The sequence below is a fragment of the Clostridium sp. AM34-9AC genome, assembly GCF_003480225.1.
GTDB lineage: Bacteria > Bacillota > Clostridia > Lachnospirales > Lachnospiraceae > Acetatifactor > Acetatifactor acetigignens.
This window is the reverse complement of the sequence record NZ_QUIU01000010.1, coordinates 92,553-111,501: the sequence shown is the minus strand read 5'-3', so window position 1 is coordinate 111,501 and position 18,949 is coordinate 92,553. Positions and strand designations below refer to the sequence as shown.

20 protein-coding genes and 2 pseudogenes are annotated in these 18,949 nt (G+C 47.3%); 11 read left to right on the top strand and 11 right to left on the bottom strand.

The window, feature by feature from the left end:
• Positions 1 to 24 precede the first annotated feature (24 nt).
• From DW835_RS08000 to DW835_RS07985, 4 genes are read left to right on the top strand one after another with little or no spacing between them, the layout of a single operon-like run.
• Entirely contained in the window at positions 25 to 4,311 is a 4,287-nt protein-coding gene (locus DW835_RS08000; protein WP_097771229.1) for an antirestriction protein ArdA, read from the top strand.
• 3 nt (positions 4,312 to 4,314) lie between these two features.
• The gene (locus DW835_RS07995; RefSeq protein WP_097771228.1) at positions 4,315 to 5,265 is read left to right on the top strand and encodes a hypothetical protein; all 951 of its coding nucleotides are present in this window, start codon (positions 4,315 to 4,317) and stop codon (positions 5,263 to 5,265) included.
• Positions 5,266 to 5,267: 2 nt separating this feature from the next.
• The gene (locus DW835_RS07990) at positions 5,268 to 5,474 is read left to right on the top strand and encodes a transposon-transfer assisting family protein (RefSeq protein WP_002569181.1); all 207 of its coding nucleotides are present in this window, start codon (positions 5,268 to 5,270) and stop codon (positions 5,472 to 5,474) included.
• A complete protein-coding gene (locus DW835_RS07985) occupies positions 5,471 to 5,836 on the top strand; it encodes a cysteine-rich VLP domain-containing protein (RefSeq protein WP_004081250.1) in 366 nt (121 codons plus the stop codon). Before DW835_RS07990 ends, DW835_RS07985 begins: the two co-directional genes overlap by 4 nt.
• 177 nt (positions 5,837 to 6,013) lie before the next feature.
• On the opposite strand, the gene DW835_RS07980 is transcribed toward DW835_RS07985, so the two are convergent.
• The 4 genes from DW835_RS07980 to DW835_RS07965 form a co-directional block, all read right to left on the bottom strand.
• Entirely contained in the window at positions 6,014 to 6,265 is a 252-nt protein-coding gene (locus DW835_RS07980; RefSeq protein ID WP_002585088.1) for a helix-turn-helix domain-containing protein, read from the bottom strand.
• 63 nt (positions 6,266 to 6,328) lie between these two features.
• On the bottom strand, positions 6,329 to 7,675 hold the full coding sequence (locus tag DW835_RS07975; RefSeq protein ID WP_118398072.1) for a relaxase/mobilization nuclease domain-containing protein: 1,347 nt from the start codon (positions 7,673 to 7,675) through the stop codon (positions 6,329 to 6,331).
• Positions 7,636 to 7,965, bottom strand: a complete 330-nt coding sequence (gene mobC / locus DW835_RS07970) for a plasmid mobilization relaxosome protein MobC (protein WP_002569185.1) — start codon at positions 7,963 to 7,965, stop codon at positions 7,636 to 7,638. The genes DW835_RS07975 and mobC overlap by 40 nt, the downstream gene beginning before the upstream one ends.
• A 268-nt stretch (positions 7,966 to 8,233) precedes the next feature.
• Entirely contained in the window at positions 8,234 to 8,587 is a 354-nt protein-coding gene (locus DW835_RS07965; RefSeq protein ID WP_002569186.1) for a helix-turn-helix transcriptional regulator, read from the bottom strand.
• A gap of 384 nt (positions 8,588 to 8,971) precedes the next feature.
• Between DW835_RS07965 and DW835_RS07960 the strand changes: the two genes are divergently transcribed.
• The 7 genes from DW835_RS07960 (at position 8,972) to DW835_RS07920 (ending at position 13,805) form a co-directional block, all read left to right on the top strand.
• Complete coding sequence (locus DW835_RS07960) at positions 8,972 to 9,151, top strand: cysteine-rich KTR domain-containing protein (RefSeq protein ID WP_002588768.1); 180 nt, start codon at positions 8,972 to 8,974, stop codon at positions 9,149 to 9,151.
• Between the two features lie 23 nt (positions 9,152 to 9,174).
• Positions 9,175 to 10,164, top strand: a complete 990-nt coding sequence (gene rlmN, locus DW835_RS07955; protein ID WP_002569187.1) for a 23S rRNA (adenine(2503)-C(2))-methyltransferase RlmN — start codon at positions 9,175 to 9,177, stop codon at positions 10,162 to 10,164.
• 250 nt (positions 10,165 to 10,414) lie between these two features.
• A complete protein-coding gene (locus DW835_RS07950; protein WP_009243795.1) occupies positions 10,415 to 10,600 on the top strand; it encodes a hypothetical protein in 186 nt (61 codons plus the stop codon).
• Positions 10,601 to 10,701: 101 nt separating this feature from the next.
• Positions 10,702 to 11,142 (top strand): sigma-70 family RNA polymerase sigma factor, encoded by a 441-nt coding sequence (locus DW835_RS07945; RefSeq protein ID WP_002569188.1) that lies wholly within the window; start codon positions 10,702 to 10,704, stop codon positions 11,140 to 11,142.
• Entirely contained in the window at positions 11,123 to 11,383 is a 261-nt protein-coding gene (locus DW835_RS07940; protein WP_002569189.1) for a helix-turn-helix domain-containing protein, read from the top strand. Before DW835_RS07945 ends, DW835_RS07940 begins: the two co-directional genes overlap by 20 nt.
• 417 nt (positions 11,384 to 11,800) lie before the next feature.
• The gene (locus DW835_RS18615; RefSeq protein ID WP_004613661.1) at positions 11,801 to 12,028 is read left to right on the top strand and encodes a transposon-encoded TnpW family protein; all 228 of its coding nucleotides are present in this window, start codon (positions 11,801 to 11,803) and stop codon (positions 12,026 to 12,028) included.
• Between the two features lie 100 nt (positions 12,029 to 12,128).
• Positions 12,129 to 13,805 carry a recombinase family protein gene (locus DW835_RS07920; RefSeq protein ID WP_002569190.1) on the top strand — a complete coding sequence of 559 codons (1,677 nt, stop codon included), beginning with the start codon at positions 12,129 to 12,131 and terminating at the stop codon, positions 13,803 to 13,805.
• Between the two features lie 63 nt (positions 13,806 to 13,868).
• Here DW835_RS07920 and DW835_RS07915 read toward each other — a convergent pair.
• The 7 genes and pseudogenes from DW835_RS07915 to DW835_RS18380 form a co-directional block, all read right to left on the bottom strand.
• A pseudogene (locus tag DW835_RS07915) lies at positions 13,869 to 14,051 on the bottom strand (recombinase family protein); the annotation flags it as partial.
• 103 nt (positions 14,052 to 14,154) lie between these two features.
• Positions 14,155 to 14,688 (bottom strand): annotated as a pseudogene (locus DW835_RS07910) (type IV secretory system conjugative DNA transfer family protein); the annotation flags it as partial.
• Complete coding sequence (locus tag DW835_RS07905; protein WP_118668401.1) at positions 14,685 to 15,203, bottom strand: PcfB family protein; 519 nt, start codon at positions 15,201 to 15,203, stop codon at positions 14,685 to 14,687. The pseudogene DW835_RS07910 and the gene DW835_RS07905, both read right to left, overlap by 4 nt.
• 43 nt (positions 15,204 to 15,246) lie before the next feature.
• Entirely contained in the window at positions 15,247 to 15,594 is a 348-nt protein-coding gene (locus tag DW835_RS07900) for a hypothetical protein (RefSeq protein WP_005601715.1), read from the bottom strand.
• 10 nt (positions 15,595 to 15,604) lie between these two features.
• The gene (locus DW835_RS07895) at positions 15,605 to 16,021 is read right to left on the bottom strand and encodes a hypothetical protein (RefSeq protein WP_118668400.1); all 417 of its coding nucleotides are present in this window, start codon (positions 16,019 to 16,021) and stop codon (positions 15,605 to 15,607) included.
• A 16-nt stretch (positions 16,022 to 16,037) separates the two neighbouring features.
• Positions 16,038 to 16,895: a DUF6017 domain-containing protein gene (locus tag DW835_RS07890; RefSeq protein ID WP_118668399.1), complete on the bottom strand. Its 858-nt coding sequence runs from the start codon at positions 16,893 to 16,895 to the stop codon at positions 16,038 to 16,040.
• A gap of 262 nt (positions 16,896 to 17,157) precedes the next feature.
• The gene (locus DW835_RS18380) at positions 17,158 to 18,912 is read right to left on the bottom strand and encodes a DUF5688 family protein (RefSeq protein WP_243037091.1); all 1,755 of its coding nucleotides are present in this window, start codon (positions 18,910 to 18,912) and stop codon (positions 17,158 to 17,160) included.
• Positions 18,913 to 18,949: the final 37 nt, after the last annotated feature.

Here is an 18,949-nt window from a genome sequence, read left to right as displayed (position 1 = left end):
CGCAGAGAAAGGAGGTTTTCATTTATGGCAAGTTTACGGGACACCGTAAAGGACTATCAAGACGAGCTTAGGGACGGTATCGCGTGGGTAGCGTTCTGGAAACAGGGGCGTTCATGGAACGCGGAATATTTTCATCTTGATATGGACGACACCCTCTACCCGGAGGACAGGAGCCGGTTAGAGGAAATCAAAAGCACCGACCCCGCCGCCGTTATCCTAAACGGCTACTATTGCGGGCATTTAGGCGAGGACATGAGCCTTGACGAGCTGACCGCCGGAGTGCGCTACCACTACGAAAACAGCATGAACGACATTGACGGTTTTATCGGGGCGCATGACGACAGGCTTCCCCCGGAGGTTATCGAGGAAGCGAGAGCCGCCGCCCATGAAGCGGGGCTTCCCTTTTCCGAAAAGCCCTACCGGGACGGAGAGGATTTTGACCCCTATGTATTTGACGGGAGCATGAGCATTGAAGATTTTGAGCTTATGCACCGCATGATGAACGAAGAAAGGAGCGAACAAATGGCAGAACCGATTTTAAGCGGCTATCTTTCCAATCTTGGGAAGTACACCGAGGGCAGACCCGCGGGCGAATGGGTGACGTTCCCCACGACTGCCGAACATCTGAAAGAAGTCTTTGACCGTATCGGGATTGACTTCAAGCACTACGAGGAATGGCATTTCACAGAATTTCAATCCCCTATCCCCGGCTTGACGGAACATTTAAGCGAGTATTCCCACCCCGACGAGCTGAACTATTTAGGGAAGCTCTTGGAAATGCAGTTTGACGACGACCGGGAGAAATTCATTGCAGCCATTGAATACGGCGACCATGCCGACAGCTTACAGGACATCATCAACCTTGCACAAAACCTTGACTGCTACTGGCTTTATCCGTCCGTCCACAGTGAAGAAGAATACGGGCATTATCTGGTTGACGAACTGGAAGAACCGGAGCTATCCGACGAAGTGAAACGGTATTTCATGTATGAGGAATACGGGCGGGACGCTTCCATTAACGACGACGGTATGTTTACCGAAAAGGGCTATATCTACAACAACCGCAACACCTTTACAGAATGGTACGACGGGCGCGACGTTCCACAGGAATACCGGGTAACGCCACAGCCCCCGCAGCCAGAACGCCCCGACCCGGAAAAAGAAGATTTTGACGCTGCCGCAATGCAGCCCGCCCTTGCCGCCGAGCCGCGCCCGGTTATCCCGATTATCCCTACCGCCGACACTTCCGACGGGAAGCTGAAAGAGATTGCCGCCCACCTGGAACGCGGCATTACGGAACTGTTTGACAGTGAACGCTATGCGGACTATCTGCGCGTCATGTCAAAGTTTCCGACGTACAGCTTGCGGAACACTGTCTTAATCGCCATGCAAGCCCCCGACGCTACCCATGTCATGGGCTTCAACGCATGGAAAGACCCGCTTATCAACCGCCATGTAAAGGCAGATGAAAAGGGAATACGGATTATCGCCCCTACCGAAAAGACCATACGGAAGCGGGTAGAAAAACTTGACCCGGACACGCAGCAGCCCATAATCGGCACAGACGGAAAGCCTGTCACCGAAGTACAGGAAATCAAGATACCAAAGTTTATTGTCGTTTCCGTCTTTGACGTGGCGCAGACCGAGGGAAAAGAGCTGCCCACCCTTGCCGCCGAGTTGACGGGCAATGTGGAACAGTACCCGGATTTTTTCGCCGCCCTTGAAAAAACGTCGCCCTTTGCCGTTGGCTTTGACGAACTGACAGGCAGCATAAAGGGACGTTGCAACTATGAGGAAAGAAAAATCATTATCAACGAGGGCATGAGCGAATTACAGAATATCAAGACCGCTATCCATGAAATCGCCCATGCGACGCTGCATGATACCGCTATCGACGCGCCGGAACGCCCCGACCGCCGCACCCGCGAGGTACAGGCTGAAAGTATCGCCTTTACCGTCTGCCAACATTACGGGCTTGACACGTCGGACTATTCTTTCGGCTATGTCGCCGGGTGGAGCAGCGGACGGGAACTTGCCGAGCTGAAAAGCTCTCTTGAAATCATCAAAAGCACCGCTGCAAAGCTGATTGAAGCCATTGACGGACATTTTGCGGAAATCCAAAAGGAACAGGCAAAAGGACAGGCACAGGCGCAGCCCGAAGCAGTAACAGAGCCGCCGGAAACCCCCGCGCCGGAGCAGCCCGAAGCAGCCCCGCAGAAACAAGCGGACACAGCACAGGAAACCCGCAGCGAAGCCCCACAGGAAACCGCCACAGCACAGGAAACGCAGCAAGCCGCCGCCCCCTACTATTCTATCAACGAAACCGCCGCCCGCCACGCAAAGGATATGAGCAGCTTTTACGATTACAAACCGGGCAGCGCAACGGCAGAATACCGCAGCTACATTGACGAAGCCGTACAAATCGCAGAACGGCAGAAAAAACGTGTTGACCCTATGTACCATGAAAAGATTGACAGTCTGCTTGACACTTATGCCCGGAAACTGGCGGCGAATATGAACAAGGGCTATGAAATTGCGGGGCGCGTTCCCTCTATCTTGATTGCCGGAGGTTCCAACTTCCCCACAAGGAAGAAAGAAAAGCAGAACGCCGCCACTGACCGGAATATGCAGGAATACCGGGACATACAGGGCTTGCTTGATAAAATCCGCAGTACAGGAATGGGCGGTATCAGCGCGGACGACCCGCAAGCAGTCGAGAAACTCCAAAAGAAACTTGCGGGACTGGAAAAATCACAGGAAACCATGAAAGCAGTCAACGCCTATTACCGCAAGCATAAGACCCTTGACGGTTGCCCGCATTTACCGCCGGAGCAGCTTGAAAAGCTGAAAGCGGATATGTCGAGCCAATGGCATTTGGGGGATAAGCCTTTCGCGTCATGGGCGTTATCCAACAACAACGCAGAAATCCGGCGCGTCAAAGACCGCATTAAATCCCTCTCACAGACAAAAGAAATCGGTTTTGTCGGTTGGGAGTTTGAGGGCGGCAGAGTGGAAGCAAACACCGAAGCAAACCGTCTGCAAATCTTTTTTGACGGGAAGCCCGACGAAGCGACGCGGACAGAACTGAAAAGCAATGGTTTTCGGTGGTCACCCAAAGCCGAAGCATGGCAGCGGCAGCTAACCAATAATGCCTATTATGCGGCAGACTATGTGAAATCCATTCAGCCCCTTACCGGGGAAAAGCCCACTGATTTACTGCGGGCGCATATCCGCAGCCAAAAGGAAGCGGCACAGGCGCAGCCCCCACAGGAGTACATCTATCAAGTACACGCGAACCCCCGCAGCGACAGCCGGGAAAATCTTTCTATTCTGCAAGCATACGTTCCACAGGAGGACGGGAAAGCCCAAATAGGCGACGTTCTGTATATCGGCACACCCGAAAAATGCCGCGAGCTTATGGGGCAACTGAACGCCGGGGAACTGACACAGGCAGAGGTAAAAGAACTTTACGCAAAGGCACAGGAAACGGCAAAGACCGCCGGACAGGGCAAAGACACCTTTTCCATTTACCAGATAAAAGGCGGGGACGAAACAAGGGATTTCCGCTTTGAGCCTTACGACCGCCTGCAGGCGGCGGGAAATGTGGTTGACAGGGCAAACTATGAGCTTGTCTATTCCGCGCCCCTTGCGCCGGAAACTTCCCTTGAAGATATTTACACCCGTTTCAATATCGACCACCCCAAAGATTTTAAGGGACACAGCCTTTCCGTTTCGGACGTGGTAGTGCTTCATCAGGACGGACAGGACGCGGCGCATTTCGTTGACAGTGTAGGTTTCCGGGAAGTGCCGGAGTTTTTACAGGAGCAGAAGCAGCTTACCCCGGACGACTTGGAAACGGGCGAAACTGTCAAAACACCGAGGGGGACTTTCCATGTGACCGCCATGAGCCGGGAGCAGATAGAAGCCGCCGGATATGGCTTTCACCACCAGTCGGACGACGGAAAGTATCTGATTATGGGGAATGGGACGCGGGCGTTTGCCGTTGCCGCAGAACAGGCGCAGCGGGACAATCCCTTGAAAACCGCCGAGCAGACCACAGAGCAGAACGGGAACATGATTGACGGTATCATCAACAACACCCCTACCGTTGACGAACTGGAAGCAAAGGTAAAAGCGGGCGAGCAGATTTCCCTTGTTGACCTGGCTAATGCTGTCAAAGCCGACAAGGAGCGCGGCAAGGGAGCGAAGCCGGAAAAGAAGCCCTCTATCCGGGCGCAGCTTAGAGCAGACAAGGAAAAGGCACAGAAGAAAAACGCAAAGCAGAAATCGCAGGACTTGGAAAGGAGCTGACCCATGCCGGAACAGAGCAAATTTGAAAACGTGGACGTGACCGCTTCCCTTGAAGCGATTATGAAGCAGAACACAGGCTTTTACCAGAGCGACTTAGACATTGACAAAGAGATTATCGCAAAGGCGGCGGCAAGCCCCAACAGGGAGGACAAGACCCTTTTATGGTTCTGCCGCCCGTCCGGGACGCACTGTTTCCGGGAGCGCGACGTTTTCCTCAAAGATACCGCACCCCACAACACATGGCGTTTCTACATGGAGCAGACAAGCGACCGCGTTCTTGCCTATGCAATCGAGCTGACAGGAAAGGAACGCGGGAAAATCAAGGGCAATCTGTACGAACTGGACTACGCTAAACATTATGAGCGCGTCAAGGAAAAGGAGCTGCCCGCCGATACGGTCAAGCTGATTTATGAGCATGGGGAAAGGGTACAGGAAGCCGGGAGATATTTTGACGGAACCCCAGACCCGCAGCTTGGGAAGTTTGAACGCTTTGAAGCCGTACCCAACGACCCGGACGCGCTGCAAGCTCTTTTACAGGAAGAACGGCGCAGCCGGGAGCAGCTTTCGCCGGGGGACTTCAAGGCGCATATCGCAGCCTTGCGGGACGGGCTGATTGAAACGGAAGCGCGGCGCATTGTGCGGGAAATGAAGCGGCATTACGAACCGAACAGCCCGAACAAGACCCATTTCATGGTAGAGCTTTCCCCGGCGTTCATGCGGCTTGCAGCCACAAAGGACACTGACCGCCTTTTCTCCATGCTGCCCTACAAGACACTTTCCTTTTCCAAAATCGAGGGCAGACATGGGACGTATGCGCTGATTGACAAGGGGGAGAACCGGGACAGGGAGATAAGGAAGCCCCGCCCCTCTATCCGGGCGCAGCTTAAAGCAGACAAGGCAAAGACCGCCCCGAAAAAGGCGGCGAAAACAAAAAATCACGATATGGAGGTATGAGCATGATTAGACTGACTGTTGAAGAAACAAACCTTTTGAGCATTTACAACGAGGGCGGAAAGCGGGCTTTGATTGAGAATGTCAACGCCGCGCTGCCCTACATGGACGCGGATATGCGGGAGCTTGCAAAGCGCACCCTTTCCAAAGTGGACGCTTTGACCGAAGCTGAATTTGCAGAGCTTCCCATTTACGCCGCTGATGAAGTATGAACGGGGTTAAGCGGCTGACGCCGCCCCAGAGCCGGAAAGTCAACGCCCTTGTGCGCCGGACGTGCTGCAATTATGATAACGGGAACTGTATCTTACTGGACGACGGGGACGAGTGCGTATGTCCGCAGCTCATTTCCTATTCGCTTCTCTGCAAGTGGTTCCGGGTTGCGGTGCTTCCCGCCGACAGGCTGCTCTATGCGGAGCTTTACCAGACAGGGGATAAGAAGAAATGTACCGAGTGCGGCGCGTTCTTTGCGTCAAGCTCTAACAGTGTCAAATACTGCCCCGTCTGCCGGAAGCGTATCACCCGCAGACAAGCCGCCGAGCGCATGAGGAAAAGACGCGCCCCTGTTACGCAGTAGGCGCGGAAAATCCCTTGATTTACAGGGCTTTCCGGGCGTGAAAATCAGAAAGGCGATACTTTATACCTTTACCCCCGAAAATGGCGTTCTACTGCGTAACATTCACGAAAACAGCACCCACAAAAAGACAGGGCGCGGAAGTCATATACTGGCTTCCGCGTCCTGTTCTTTTTTTGCCTATCTGACATTTCCCTTTTCCATTTCTTCAAGCGGGAACTGCGGGAGGGCTTCTATCAATTTCTTTGTGATAGACTGGCGCATATCTTCGTTGATTTCCTGTTTCGTGCTTCCGTCCGGCTGTCTGACCGCTACCGTCGATAGCCTGTCTATTTCGTCCTTGTAGCACTCCACGACTTTCTCCACCGCCCATTTTTCCCCGGCAACGGCGGCGCGTATGGTTTCATATTCCGGCATTTTCTGGTTTTCCATGCTCAACGCTCCTCTGCATTTTGATAGCCCTATCATAGCACAGCGGCGGGGATTTTGCTATCCTTATCCGCGCTCTGTTCCCTTTTCCCGTTCCGGCTGCCTGTCTGCCTGTAAAATGCTGTCAATGTTCTGCTTGATAATATCGTATTCCCGGACTTTCTTTTTCAGCTTCCCATAGTCGGCGTAAAGGGCTTCTTTCTGCGCTTGGAGGGCTTCATATTCCGATTGCAGCGCGGCGAGGTTCGGGAGCTTCGCAATGCCCGCCGCTTTCAGCGACCTTGCGGCGGCTTCATGTAGGATAATCGCCTGTTCCTGTCCGACGCGGTACTTCTCCCTGTTCCTTGCCTTGCGGTATGCGTCATAGACAGGCTTTGTCTTTTGATAGGTGGAAACATTCTTGATAAGCACCGCCATTTCCGCAAGCCGCTTTTCGGCGTTCTTCAATGCGTCTGCCGCCTGTCCGCTTTCCGCTGCCATTTCCTCAATCCGGCTGACTAAATCCGCGTACTGCTCAATCTTATGTTCCGTCAAGAAATTCATTGTTTTAGCTGCCTGTTTCAGATTGTGGATTTTCGCCCACTGTTCATAGCCCTTACTCTGCGCCGCCTTGATACTGTTCTCAATGTCGATAAGCAGCGACACGCCGCGCTGCTCTCTGGGAGCTTTCGCCGCCTTTGTCCGTCTGCCCGCTATCCGTTCCCTTATGGCTTCCTCTGTATAGTCTGCGCCGAGGGTTTTAAGGCGGGTGAAGCGTTCCTGTCCGGGGGCGCGGCATGATACATATTTCCCCGGCTTTATCTCATAGCCCGCCGCCTGTAACCGCGTTAGCAATTCCTCAAAACTGGAAACTTGGGGGATAAGCGCGTCAAGGTTGGTTTTCAGCTTGCCTTTCCAACTTGTACCCGTCTTTTCAGCTTGATATTCCGCATAGCTCTTTCCCTTGCTGCCCTTGCCGGGAACGACGACGGACAAGCCATTCTCCCGGCACAGCTTGTCGCTCATGTTCCGTATGCCGTAATAGCTCCTTTTGTTGGAATTGTATTTGTGGTGGTCTACGAAATTTACGGCGCAGAAAATAATGTGATTGTGGACGTGTCCTTTGTCAATGTGCGTCGTGAGTACATATTCATGCTGCCCCTTTGTTACCGCGTCGGCAAGCTGCTTTCCGATTTCATGGGCTTTCTGATAATCGACTTCCCCCGGCTCAAAGGACTGTATCAGATGAAAGGCTAAATTGTTCCCCTTTTGGAGTGCTTGGGACAAGGTATATTCAAATTCAATATCTGCCGTTTCATAGGAGCAGCCGAAAGAGGACACAAGCATTTTTCCGTCCGTCTTGTCCGGGTTTTCGATATAGTCAAGGGCTTTGCTTAGAGTGCTTTTAATAGGCTTAATCTTTGTAACCGCCATATCTCCGCAAGCACCCCCTTTATTTCCTCTATGTCCTCTTGGTATGCGTTCCCCGTCGCGTTTACGCGGCGTGCTATCTGGTTGACGTTGACACCGATTTTCTGTATCTCTGCGGTCATTGCCTTTATATCGGCATGGTCTATCTGAATGATATACCCGTCAATGGCAATCTTCCGCAGATATGCCGCCATGTTCCGGGTGGGTACGAGCTTCATTTTTTCCAGTATTAAATCCCGTTCCGCTTCCGTCACTCTGAATTTGATTTGCACCGTCCTTTTGCGTCCGTCCATGTATTCGCTCCTTTCCTTTCCGTTCCGAGGGTTTGGGACACTTCCCAACAAGCCATTTTCGACCGACGCGCCGCAGCGCGGGAGGGCGAAAATACGGAAGTGGGTACCCGCTTCCTATGCTTGCTACGAATGTTTTTATCCTTTAGGCTCTTATCACCTACTACGGAGAAAAAGCGATTTTGCCAAACTTACGCAAAAGAAAAACGCTGCAACCTCAAAAAAGATTACAACGCTTTCTAAATCCTGTTCAGTTTTAAGTCGGACATTCCTATTCGCCCTCTTTTTCGACTTCGGAAATCTCCTTTGCCGTTGCGGTTACAATCCGTATGCCTGTATCGCTCATACCGTCAAGAAGCGCGTCAAGCTGCCGCCGCTGCGTGTTCTTCTCCGGCGGCGTTTCTAAAAGGAATTGGTCTACGGATATATGGTAACGCTGTATCAGCTCAAAGAATATCTGTAAACTTGGGTGCTGCCCCTTGTTCTCAATGTTCGCAAGGTAGCGCGGCGAGATAAACATTTCGTCGCCTACTTTCTTGCGGCTCTCCTTGCATCCCTCACGCGCTGCCTTTATCGCTGCCCCAAAAGCCTTAAAGTCGTATCGTGGTACTGGTCTTTTTGCCATAGTTATTCACCCTATTACATTTTACTGTTCCCCTTTCTTCTTGGATATGTCTACGTAGTTCTATCAGTTAGCCAAAATAATTCATATATATATATGTTGACAACAAGCTGCTTTTGTATATAATATTATATAAAAGGGGGGGAATGTTTATGTTACATAGCATGCGTATTCGATAAGCATTGAAATCAAAAAAGATTTTTCCCATTTTCAATATGGGCTTTTTTGTCATGCTTATTTTGCGTATGCTATACAACAAAACTAACGACGTATAGACATAGTATAAAAACTATGCCTTAATTTTGTTGTAGTATTATATGTATAAATGCAGGTCAATGCTCATGTTGAGAATTGACCTGCATTTTTTTGCGCAAAAGGAGAAATATTATGCTTGAAAAATATTGGATAAAATGTCCAATTTGTAACGGAAAGACGAGGGTTCAAGTATTTTATAATACGGTATTAAGAAATTTTCCTCTTTTCTGCCCTAAATGTAAATTAACGCATATCGTTGATGTTGAAAAACTAGAAATCATAATCAAAAACTCTGAAAAACAAACTTTTTAATTTTGAAAAGGAAGGATATTTAAATGAAACACTTACCTAAAAGTACACCTACGGAAATATTGAATGACCCATACGGATTTACTTACAAAGAAATGTCGGAAGTAATTGGAGAGGATAAAGCAAGAGCCTTATATACGGAATTGTATAAACAGCCATTTCACAAAGAAAATCTATCAATATCAACAAAAAAAGTCTATAAAAGTAGCGATACTGAAAAGTATGTTTATGAATTGAAAGATAACAGGTATATTGAAACGGTTTTTATTAAACGGCGAGATGGTGGGACTGTTTGCGTAAGTACGCAAGTTGGTTGTTCTGTTGGCTGTATTTTTTGTGAGTCCGGACGCAATGGTTTTGTTCGTAATCTAACACCGTCTGAAATTGTGCAGCAGGTTGTATTGATACGTCAAAAAGTAAATCGTATCGTTTTTATGGGAATGGGAGAACCTTTATTCAATTACGACAACTTGATTGCAGCAATCCATATTCTTCGAGATAGAAATGGACTTAACTTTCCAACCGACGGCATTACCGTATCAACAGTTGGTCCAGTTAATCAATTAAAAAAATTGCGCGAAGAACATCTAAAAATTCAGTTGACAATATCTTTACATGCAGCAACACAGGCTGCGAGAAACTGTATCATTCCTCATATGCACATGTACGCTATTGAAGATGTTGTTAAGCAAGCATTGTCCTATTCTCAAAGGCATAATCGAAAAGTGGTATTTGCGTATTTGCTTTTACCAGGTATAAATGACCGTTCCTCAGATATAAGGCAACTTGCAAAATGGTTTAAGGGCAAAAATGTTATGATTAACGTGCTGCAATACAACCCGACGAGTAATTCAAAAATTAGAGCACCACAAAAACAAGAAATGGTTGCGTTCAAACATCAATTAGAGCAAACAGGACTTGAAGTTACCATGAGAGTTTCTCATGGTAGAGAGATTAAAGCAGCTTGTGGACAGTTAGCTAATACATATAATAAAGCCAAAAAACAACAGAAATAATTTAATTAAAAGAGCCAGACGCACAGACGCAGAGCCGATAATATGCAGTTTGAAATACTGCTGTTATCGGCTCTTTTTTGATTTTAATTTGTGCCCCTAATAACCATATTGGAGCAAAATCAGAACTGTTGCTTGTCGTTCTTTGATTTCCGCAGCAGCTTTGAAAAATCAAAGCCGCCGTTTCTTTTTATCTTCTAATGAAATGACGCGGTATCACTGTTGAAATCGGCGGCTAAAGGAGGTAGCCGCCATGAAGCAAAAAGCATATCGACAAAATCCGACAGTTATTGACTTATCAAAAAAAGCCCGCCCACCACCGGGGGAAACTACGCTTATATATATGAACTGTCTAATCATCTGGATACTGCTTACAATGCCTATGCGCCCGTCCGGGCTTTTCGGACGGGCGCATTTTGTACGTTCAAAAAATTTTTGAAGAAATTTCAAAAAATCTTCGGCGTTTTTGAAAAACGCCGTATTGCCCCGCGAAAAGGGGGGAAGCACCACCAACTTTCCAACGAGAAAGGAGGTGAGAATGTGGAACCTAATAGCAGGGAGTTTTACAAACAGTGTGCTTTTCAGAAGTTTTGTAATACGGTATTGCACAATGAAGCTTGCGACACCCATAGAGAACTTCGCAGACACAAGGCAAAGGAAGTGACCTTTTCCGACATGACCTTAGACGAAGCGCGGCAGCTTCATACGTTTGATGAATATTTCAAACGTGAAGCCGCCGAAACCGTCTTTGAGAAAGCCGGGAAGAAAATCACGCCAAAGCTGCTTCTTGAAGCAATCCGTACTTTGCCGGAAGAAAAGCGCAAAGCCATATTGCTGTATTACTTCGAGGGAATGAACGATACCGAGATTGCGGAGCTGTTCAACACGTCGAGAAGCACGATACAGTACAGGCGGACAAGCTCTTTTGAGAAATTAAGAAAATATCTGGAGGAAAATGCTGATGAATGGGACGAATGGTAACGAACCCGGCTACCCGGAAAATGCCCTTGTTCCTTATCCTGTCATTGTGGCAGCGACAAAGGGCGACCCGGACGCCATGAAGATTGTCTTGCAGCATTTCAGCGGCTACATAGCCCGCCTCTCCATGCGGAAGCTGTACGACGAGCGCGGGAACGTCTATTTTGGCGTAGACCACGACATTCGGGAACGGCTGCAAGCAAAACTGATGATGGCTGTCCTCACCTTTAAGGCAGAGGAATAAACCGCAGCGGCGGCGGGACGCTTTCTCTCTCCCCCTTTTCCGTTCCGCTGCTGACGCGGCAGCAAAGCCATTCTGAACCTTGACAAAGAAAGCGGCGCAAGATAACGGCGGCGCAGCATAGGGCAAATCGGATACGTTCCTTTTGCGCCGAGCCATACGGCGGGTGCGCCATGACGCTATCCGGGTGAGGTTATCCCCGCCCGGACAGCCGAGCGACCAACACCGCGCCGGAAAGCAAGTGTAGCGGCTTGCGGGCGACGACACGCAGAATATACAATGATACTTCCTTACAGCCACAGTCCGAGCGTTAAGAGCGTCGCAGGCAATGGGTAGGGCGGCATGAGAACCATGCCGGGGTGAAATTCCCATGAGGTTATGCTAATAACCGTCCGATTAAAGCCTTTGTTTTATTGAATAGTGGACTTGCTGCTATTCATAGACTATATTATATGTTTGCGAAAGAAAGGGGGATTTTCTTTGACGCAAAACCAAACGCCCGTTACCACAACGGAGCATAAAATAGGAAAAGTTACTTACCTTGTATGTTCGTCCGCAAGTGAACGCGCAACGGACACACTGGATAAAAAGATAAAAAAACTCATTCGCAAAGACATGGAACTGAACCCCGCAAACGCCCGGAAATAGGGCGTTTCTTCACATTTTATACATGACACAGGCAGCGGTATGTGGTATAATATAGACAGTACAAATACCATGCTTGTCTGTCGTCGGAAAGGAGGACAAAATGTTACAGACAGACAAGATTACCGCTTTATATTGCAGATTGAGCCAGGAAGATATGCAAGCCGGGGAAAGCGAGAGCATACAGAACCAAAAACTGATTTTACAAAAGTATGCTGACGAACACCACTTTTTCAACACGCGCTTTTTCGTAGACGACGGATTTTCCGGCGTGAGCTTTGAGCGTGAGGGGCTTCAAGCCATGCTGCATGAGGTTGAAGCCGGGAACGTGGCGACCGTCATAACAAAAGACCTTTCCCGTCTGGGACGTAATTATCTGAAAACCGGGGAGCTGATAGAGATTGTCTTTCCCGAATATGAAGTGCGCTACATTGCCATTAACGACGGTGTAGACACAGCAAGGGAAGATAACGAGTTTACCCCTCTGCGGAACTGGTTCAACGAGTTTTACGCCCGCGACACCTCAAAGAAAATCCGGGCTGTCAAACAGGCAAAGGCGCAGAAAGGCGAGCGCGTCAACGGCGAAGCTCCTTACGGCTACCTTATCGACCCGGATAACCGCAATCATCTGATACCCGACCCGGAAACGGCGCACGTCGTAAAACAGATTTTTGCAATGTATGTACGGGGCGACCGTATGTGTGAAATCCAGAACTGGCTGCGGGACAATGAAATACTGACCGTCGGGGAACTGCGCTACCGCAGGACAGGGAGCAAACGCCACCCCCGCCCACAGCTCAACGCATGGTACAACTGGCCGGATAAGACGCTGTACGACATTCTGACAAGGAAAGAATATTTAGGGCATACCATAACCGGGAAAACCTACAAGGTATCTTATAAGTCGAAAAAGACGAAAAAGAACCCGGAGGAAAAAAGGTATTTCTTCCCCAACACTCACGAACCTTTGATTGATGAAGAAACCTTTGAACTTGCACAGAAGCGGATTGCCACCCGGCAACGCCCGACAAAGGTTGATGAAATTGACCTGTTTTCCGGGCTGCTCTTTTGCGGGGACTGCGGCTACAAAATGTATGCAGTACGCGGAGCCGGGACGCTTGAACGGAAACACGCCTACACTTGCGGCAACTACCGCAACCGGGCAAGAAATGATATGCTCTGCACTACGCATTATATCCGCAAAAGCGTATTGAAAGAACTTGTCCTTGCAGACTTGCAGCGAGTAACGTCTTATGTGAAAGAGCATGAACAGGAGTTTATCGAAACAGCCAACGAGTGCAGCGCAAAGGCAGTACAAAAGACGCTGACACAGCAGCGGAAAGAGCTTGACAAGGCGCAGAACCGTATTAACGAGCTGAACATCTTATTCCGCAAGCTCTACGAGGACAACGCTTTAGGGAAACTTTCAGATGAACAATTTGCTTTTCTGACTTCCGGCTATGATGAAGAAAAAAAGACGCTGACCCGGAGGATTGCGGAGCTGTCACAGGAAATCGACAACGCCACCGAGCGCAGCGCGGACGTAAAAAGGTTTGTCGCACTGGTACGCAGATACACAGCGATTGAAGAACTGACCTACGAAAACGTCCATGAATTTATTGACCGTATTCTTATTCACGAACTGGATAAGGAAACGAACACCCGCAAAATCGAAATCTTTTATAGCTTTGTCGGCAGAGTTGATACAGGTGACAAGCCTACCGAAAGTATCTCCTATTTCAGACAGATAGGAGCCGACGTAAAGAGTTATGCTATCTAACATACATCAAAAAGAGGTAAGATAACACCCTCTGCAAAAAAGGTATCGTTATCTTACCTCAACAAAATTTGTTCCACTGTATCCATCGTCCGTAAAATGCTGGATGTTGTTAAAGCCGTTTTTGCGAGCGTAATCTTCCAGATACTTTTTCTGATTCAGAATGCTGTTAGATTCACCTTGCAGCTCATCATCTCTGGAAAGCCTTTCGTACAGTGCCGTGATTTTTCCTTGGTTGGATTTCGCCATAGTTTCACCTTCTTTTATTTTTAGTGGGGACACGATATGTAACAAAGATACGATATTTTTCTGACTTTGTAAACGCATCTTTGCTTTGTCCTCGATAATTATACCCCTTCGGATCCGTCACCACATAGGATGAATGCATCTGTAAAAGGTTTGGTTTTATAAAAAACCGTGTCTTACCTGAACCTGATCCACCGACTACCAGAACATTCTTATTTCTGGCATACTTCGGAATCTTCGGTCTACTGCTCATGGTAATCCTTTCTGACTGTGACAGAATCACATTGTTTGCAAACACAGGATCCTCAAATGGCTCAATATCCGCATGTCTGCCCCATCTGGCAGAACCATATTCCTCATTGTGCCGGAACTTCTTAGCGTTCTTTCCTTTCAGGTATACTGCAAGCCTGAGTGCTGCCCCACAGGCAATTCCCACCAACAGATCAGCAGGATAAAGGCTCGGCAGAGGATTAGAAAAAGCCGTTGCAAATACACCATCAAGGACCAGACTCTGAACCTTTTCCGATGCATTTACTCCGGCTGCAATTCTCCATGCCTCACCAAGATTTGTTGCAAGCAATCCCAGAATAATATAGGGAATATTCAGGATCAGCTGCTTTTTCAACTGTTTTGTATTCATCGCGACCTCTCCTTCTTTTTCTCTGCTACCTTCTTTGGAATTGCTGCCACAATCTCCTTGAATTTTTTAAGTTTCTCCAGAACACTGGTCTTCTCTACGGAAGGCTTCTTGACCTGTTTTGCAGAATAATCCTGTAAAATCCTTGTGATGGCATCTGTATCTTTTGCCTTGAAAAAGACTGTATATACTGGAGGACTTGCCTCTTTATCTTTTACAACCGCAAAATCGACTCCGTATTTCTTTGCGATTTTCTGAAAATCTTTCATGCCTTCATCTGCTAAAGGAATAGAAGAAACTCCCTGTCCCTGCCTAATCAGTGTTTTCACTGACTGCTTGCCGGTTGTGGGATGGATCTTATTAACTGCTGCTTTCCCGGCAGCCTTCACAGGGGCTTGTACTGCCTCTCTTAATCCCTTCATAAGCTGATCAAGTTCCGGTTTTAACATTTTGATTGCTATATTCACAGATTTGTTGGCAATCTCCCTGTCAACTTCTTCATGAACCAGTTTTCTCACTCCTTCCCATCAAAAAAACAGCCCGAAGGCTGTATCCACAAAGTTACTGTTCTTTTTTATTCTTATCCACACCGAGGACTCCCCTCATAGTGGATGAAGCTACATGAAAGCGGTTGGCTATTGCTATATCTGTAAGCACCGTATCATCCACCGCTGAACCACAAACCACGAGAATTCTGGATCTTCTTAACATATCTTCTGACATATCCATATAATCCTTGTACTCATCTGCATTACTGGTATCAATTACCTCTGGCAATGATAAAAGCGGACAGATTGGTGTGTAGCCTGCTTCATATAATTTTCTGCAATATCGTTTTGCAGACCTTTTGGCTCTGCTCCTGTCTGCACTCCAGGCAGATGTTACATAAGCCCACGGTTTGTTATTCATCTGCCGCCTCCTATCCCAGCTGGTATGCCTGAATTCTGTATTTTCCAAGTGCAAGCATTGTCATCCTGCTTTTCAAAGCTGCAATCACATCCGCAAAATCCTCATCATCAATCGCCTGTAATCCATTACAGGACTTCATGACCAGATACCCGGACGGAAGGTATGCCTCCCCGTCAATGACCAGCTTTCTGCTTGCGTCATAGATCAGAATATAATCTGATTTTCCAATCATTACTGACGCACTGTTATTTCCAAATCCATCAAGAATCCTTAATGCTTCCCTGGTACTGATATAATTCACCTTCTGTTCGCCGTCTACATAAATTGCCCCATCAGAAGGCATACTGTCACATCCGATTGCACAAACCAGTCCTTCCAGGTTTTCTGCAATCTTCTCAACATATGCCATGATTTTCTCCATATCCATCTTTGTCTCTCCTCTGCTATATTTTTCCTTCTGCCATATCGTGATTAACCTCTGCACGATAATAGCTATCTATTGTTGCCGGTGCGTTATACAGTGCTGCCAGCATATACTGCTTGATGCTCCTGATCTTGGTAGTGTTTTCCTGCATACAGTTCATAACATAGCGGATATGCTCCATGTTCAGCTTCATGAACCGCCCCTTTACCACATTTACTGACTTCACATCCCCGGCAATACAAATGGTCTTTCTTTTGGAACACACAACATCCAGAATAAGCTCCATGATACCGTCTATCATTTCTCTGTCATATGGATAATCCTGTTTCAATGCCTCAATATTGAGCTGTTCCATGAAATATTTCTCATATCCCATCCTATCCTCATCCTCTGATAAGATAGGATTAGTATTATTAAAATCAGTATTATTGTTATAAGTATAATTAGGCTGTAAATTATACAGGTCCTGACCTGTAACTTTTACTGGTGGTGAACTGTAATTTTTACTGGTCCTGACCTGTAAATTCTGCTGGTCTATGAAATTCTTTACATAGATCAGTGCCGGCTTGCCAAACCCCTGCCGGATCCTTTCAATCAGACCAAACTCTTCCAGCTCCGTCAGATACTTGATTGCTGATTTTTCTGCACAGTTCATTGCCTGTCTTATAGTTGTCAGGGTAAAAATGATATACACTCTTCCCTCATCATCAATCCAGCCGTTTTCCATTGACAGAGATACCCTGTCCAATAAAAGACCGTAAAGGACCTTTCCCTCTGTTGAAATATTCTGGAATCTGTTATCTGTAAACATCACCTTGGGAATCCTGTAAAATGCAAACTGCTGTGACTGTGCCCCATAGAAATAATCAAATGCCATTTCCTGTTTCCTTTTTCTTTCTCATGTCTTCCACCAGCTTTTTATAGCATGGAAAACAGAACGATTTATCATGACCATACGGACACTCATGGCTGCAATTCTGTGGATGACTTATAGGTGGTCTTCCACCAATTCCGCTGTAACTCTTTCCATTCTGTCCTCTTGTATCCTTATGTGCTTTTGCCACTGTAATCACCATTCCTTCCCATCAAAAAAGTGCCAGTCCCGTGGCAATCACCACAGGCTGACACAATCCTATTTTTTATAATACTTCTCTGCCTTTTGATTTTGCTGCTTTTTCCGCAGCATCCTTTACCGGAGGCTTTGCAGCTGCTTCCTTCTGCTTATCCTTCAGATCTTTTAATACGGATCCTTTCTCCTCTGCTTTTTCATCAATCTCTGTTTTCTTTTCCTGCTGTCTTGCCTCAAACTTCTCTGCAAGTTCAAAGACATGATCCTTGGAATCGTAATGGTAGACATTATCAGAAAGTCTTTCCTCCGGACTTACCTCCTTGGCATTCACATCCTTTACCATATCCCTGAGCGCATCAGCTGTCATGTCTCCATTATCGGGAACCAAAAGGATCTCATTGATGGAAGACGGAAGCACAAAGAAATCTCCGCCAACTCTTTCTGCTGCCTGATCCATGAAATCCTGATAGGCAATTACTCCTGCTCCGGAATTCTTATCAGGGACTGTAGCAACGTACATCGTTTCCTCCGCATCATCCGGAATTCCAAACATCTCATATACTTCCGGTCCCATCATTTCCTTCATGACCTCATTCATTCCCATGATCACTACTGGTCTGATCTCCGGTGAATTCTCCAGAGCATCTGACCTGAGCTGTTCATGGGAAACTCCCATACGATCCATCAGATTGTTGGTGACCAGAATAGATGCACGTCCATCTTCGCTGCTCTCCATCACAAAACGATATACAACTGCCAGATCTTCCATTCTGTCATGCGGTACGTTGGCAAGCAGATCAGCGTTTGCATCCGCTGAAATGACTTCCACAGAAAGCTTCTCTTTCATGTTCTCATAATCCATAAGAGCACTTACATCAATAGCAGGGGCTCTGTCAAGACCATCAGCAATGACCATTGTTGCACTGGCAAGCACTCCGGCATAATCATCCGTGTGCTCATAGCTTGCAAAGGCATTCTCAATATTGAAATTGACACCCACATTGTTGCCTTCCGGAACAACCGACATAGCTTCATAATTCTGATTTGTCTTCTCCACATTATTGAAGCTGATCCTTACATCATCATAGCCTCTCTCATAGAGCTTTTCTTTGATATCCTCTGCAAATTCCTGCTTAAATGTTTCGTAATTCATAGTTTTCCTCTCTTTCTCACCAGAAACCATAAAATCCATAACCCTGTATTCATCCGGGATGTTCTCACGGTCTCCATCGTAATATTCTGTAAAAGATTCCTGTGTATCTCTCACATATCCATAATCTGTAAACTGTCCCATTTCGTTAATGGCCACATCTCTGCCGTAGGCCTCATAATCAATGTAATCAGCAAGATAATCCGGAACTTCCATCATACCGAGTTCTTCGATATAGTAATGTCCCAGATCAGCATTGCTTTCTACTCCCGGATAGATTTCATACTTATCCAGGTTATCAATAAGATTGATCACATCTTTAATGCTGCCTGTATAATCACTGATCTGCATTGCCGCCTGAAAATGGTTATAATCATGATCATCCAGCTCATCGAGCTTGGAAGCCAGATAATTGAGTTCATCCAGGTTTTCATATTCTCCCAACTTTTCATACAGCCCATCTACATAACAGTCATAATCACTAATGAACCATTCTTCATAAGGATTACCGAAATCATCTTTTGAGCCGATTCCAATTCGTTCAAATACTTTTTGCAGTTCTTCTGATGTGGTGGGAAACTTCACCCATTCGCCGACCAACTCACCCTCGTTGTATTTTCCAAGATTGGTGATGAAGGCTGCAAACGGACAGTCATGGTCATATTCATACGCCATGCAATTTCCTCCTGATTTTATTATTCAGGTCGTCACC

Excerpts from the sequence above, each read along its gene's own strand:
- DW835_RS08000 (WP_097771229.1), top strand. The coding sequence starts at position 25 with ATGGCAAGTTTACGGGACACCGTAAAGGACTATCAAGACGAGCTTAGG.
- DW835_RS07995 (WP_097771228.1), top strand. The coding sequence starts at position 4,315 with ATGCCGGAACAGAGCAAATTTGAAAACGTGGACGTGACCGCTTCCCTT.
- DW835_RS07990 (WP_002569181.1), top strand. The coding sequence starts at position 5,268 with ATGATTAGACTGACTGTTGAAGAAACAAACCTTTTGAGCATTTACAAC.
- DW835_RS07985 (WP_004081250.1), top strand. The coding sequence starts at position 5,471 with ATGAACGGGGTTAAGCGGCTGACGCCGCCCCAGAGCCGGAAAGTCAAC.
- DW835_RS07980 (WP_002585088.1), bottom strand. The coding sequence starts at position 6,265 with ATGGAAAACCAGAAAATGCCGGAATATGAAACCATACGCGCCGCCGTT.
- DW835_RS07975 (WP_118398072.1), bottom strand. The coding sequence starts at position 7,675 with ATGGCGGTTACAAAGATTAAGCCTATTAAAAGCACTCTAAGCAAAGCC.
- mobC (WP_002569185.1), bottom strand. The coding sequence starts at position 7,965 with ATGGACGGACGCAAAAGGACGGTGCAAATCAAATTCAGAGTGACGGAA.
- DW835_RS07965 (WP_002569186.1), bottom strand. The coding sequence starts at position 8,587 with ATGGCAAAAAGACCAGTACCACGATACGACTTTAAGGCTTTTGGGGCA.
- DW835_RS07960 (WP_002588768.1), top strand. The coding sequence starts at position 8,972 with ATGCTTGAAAAATATTGGATAAAATGTCCAATTTGTAACGGAAAGACG.
- rlmN (WP_002569187.1), top strand. The coding sequence starts at position 9,175 with ATGAAACACTTACCTAAAAGTACACCTACGGAAATATTGAATGACCCA.
- DW835_RS07950 (WP_009243795.1), top strand. The coding sequence starts at position 10,415 with ATGAAGCAAAAAGCATATCGACAAAATCCGACAGTTATTGACTTATCA.
- DW835_RS07940 (WP_002569189.1), top strand. The coding sequence starts at position 11,123 with ATGAATGGGACGAATGGTAACGAACCCGGCTACCCGGAAAATGCCCTT.
- DW835_RS07920 (WP_002569190.1), top strand. The coding sequence starts at position 12,129 with ATGTTACAGACAGACAAGATTACCGCTTTATATTGCAGATTGAGCCAG.
- DW835_RS07900 (WP_005601715.1), bottom strand. The coding sequence starts at position 15,594 with ATGAATAACAAACCGTGGGCTTATGTAACATCTGCCTGGAGTGCAGAC.
- DW835_RS07895 (WP_118668400.1), bottom strand. The coding sequence starts at position 16,021 with ATGGATATGGAGAAAATCATGGCATATGTTGAGAAGATTGCAGAAAAC.
- DW835_RS07890 (WP_118668399.1), bottom strand. The coding sequence starts at position 16,895 with ATGGCATTTGATTATTTCTATGGGGCACAGTCACAGCAGTTTGCATTT.
- DW835_RS18380 (WP_243037091.1), bottom strand. The coding sequence starts at position 18,912 with ATGGCGTATGAATATGACCATGACTGTCCGTTTGCAGCCTTCATCACC.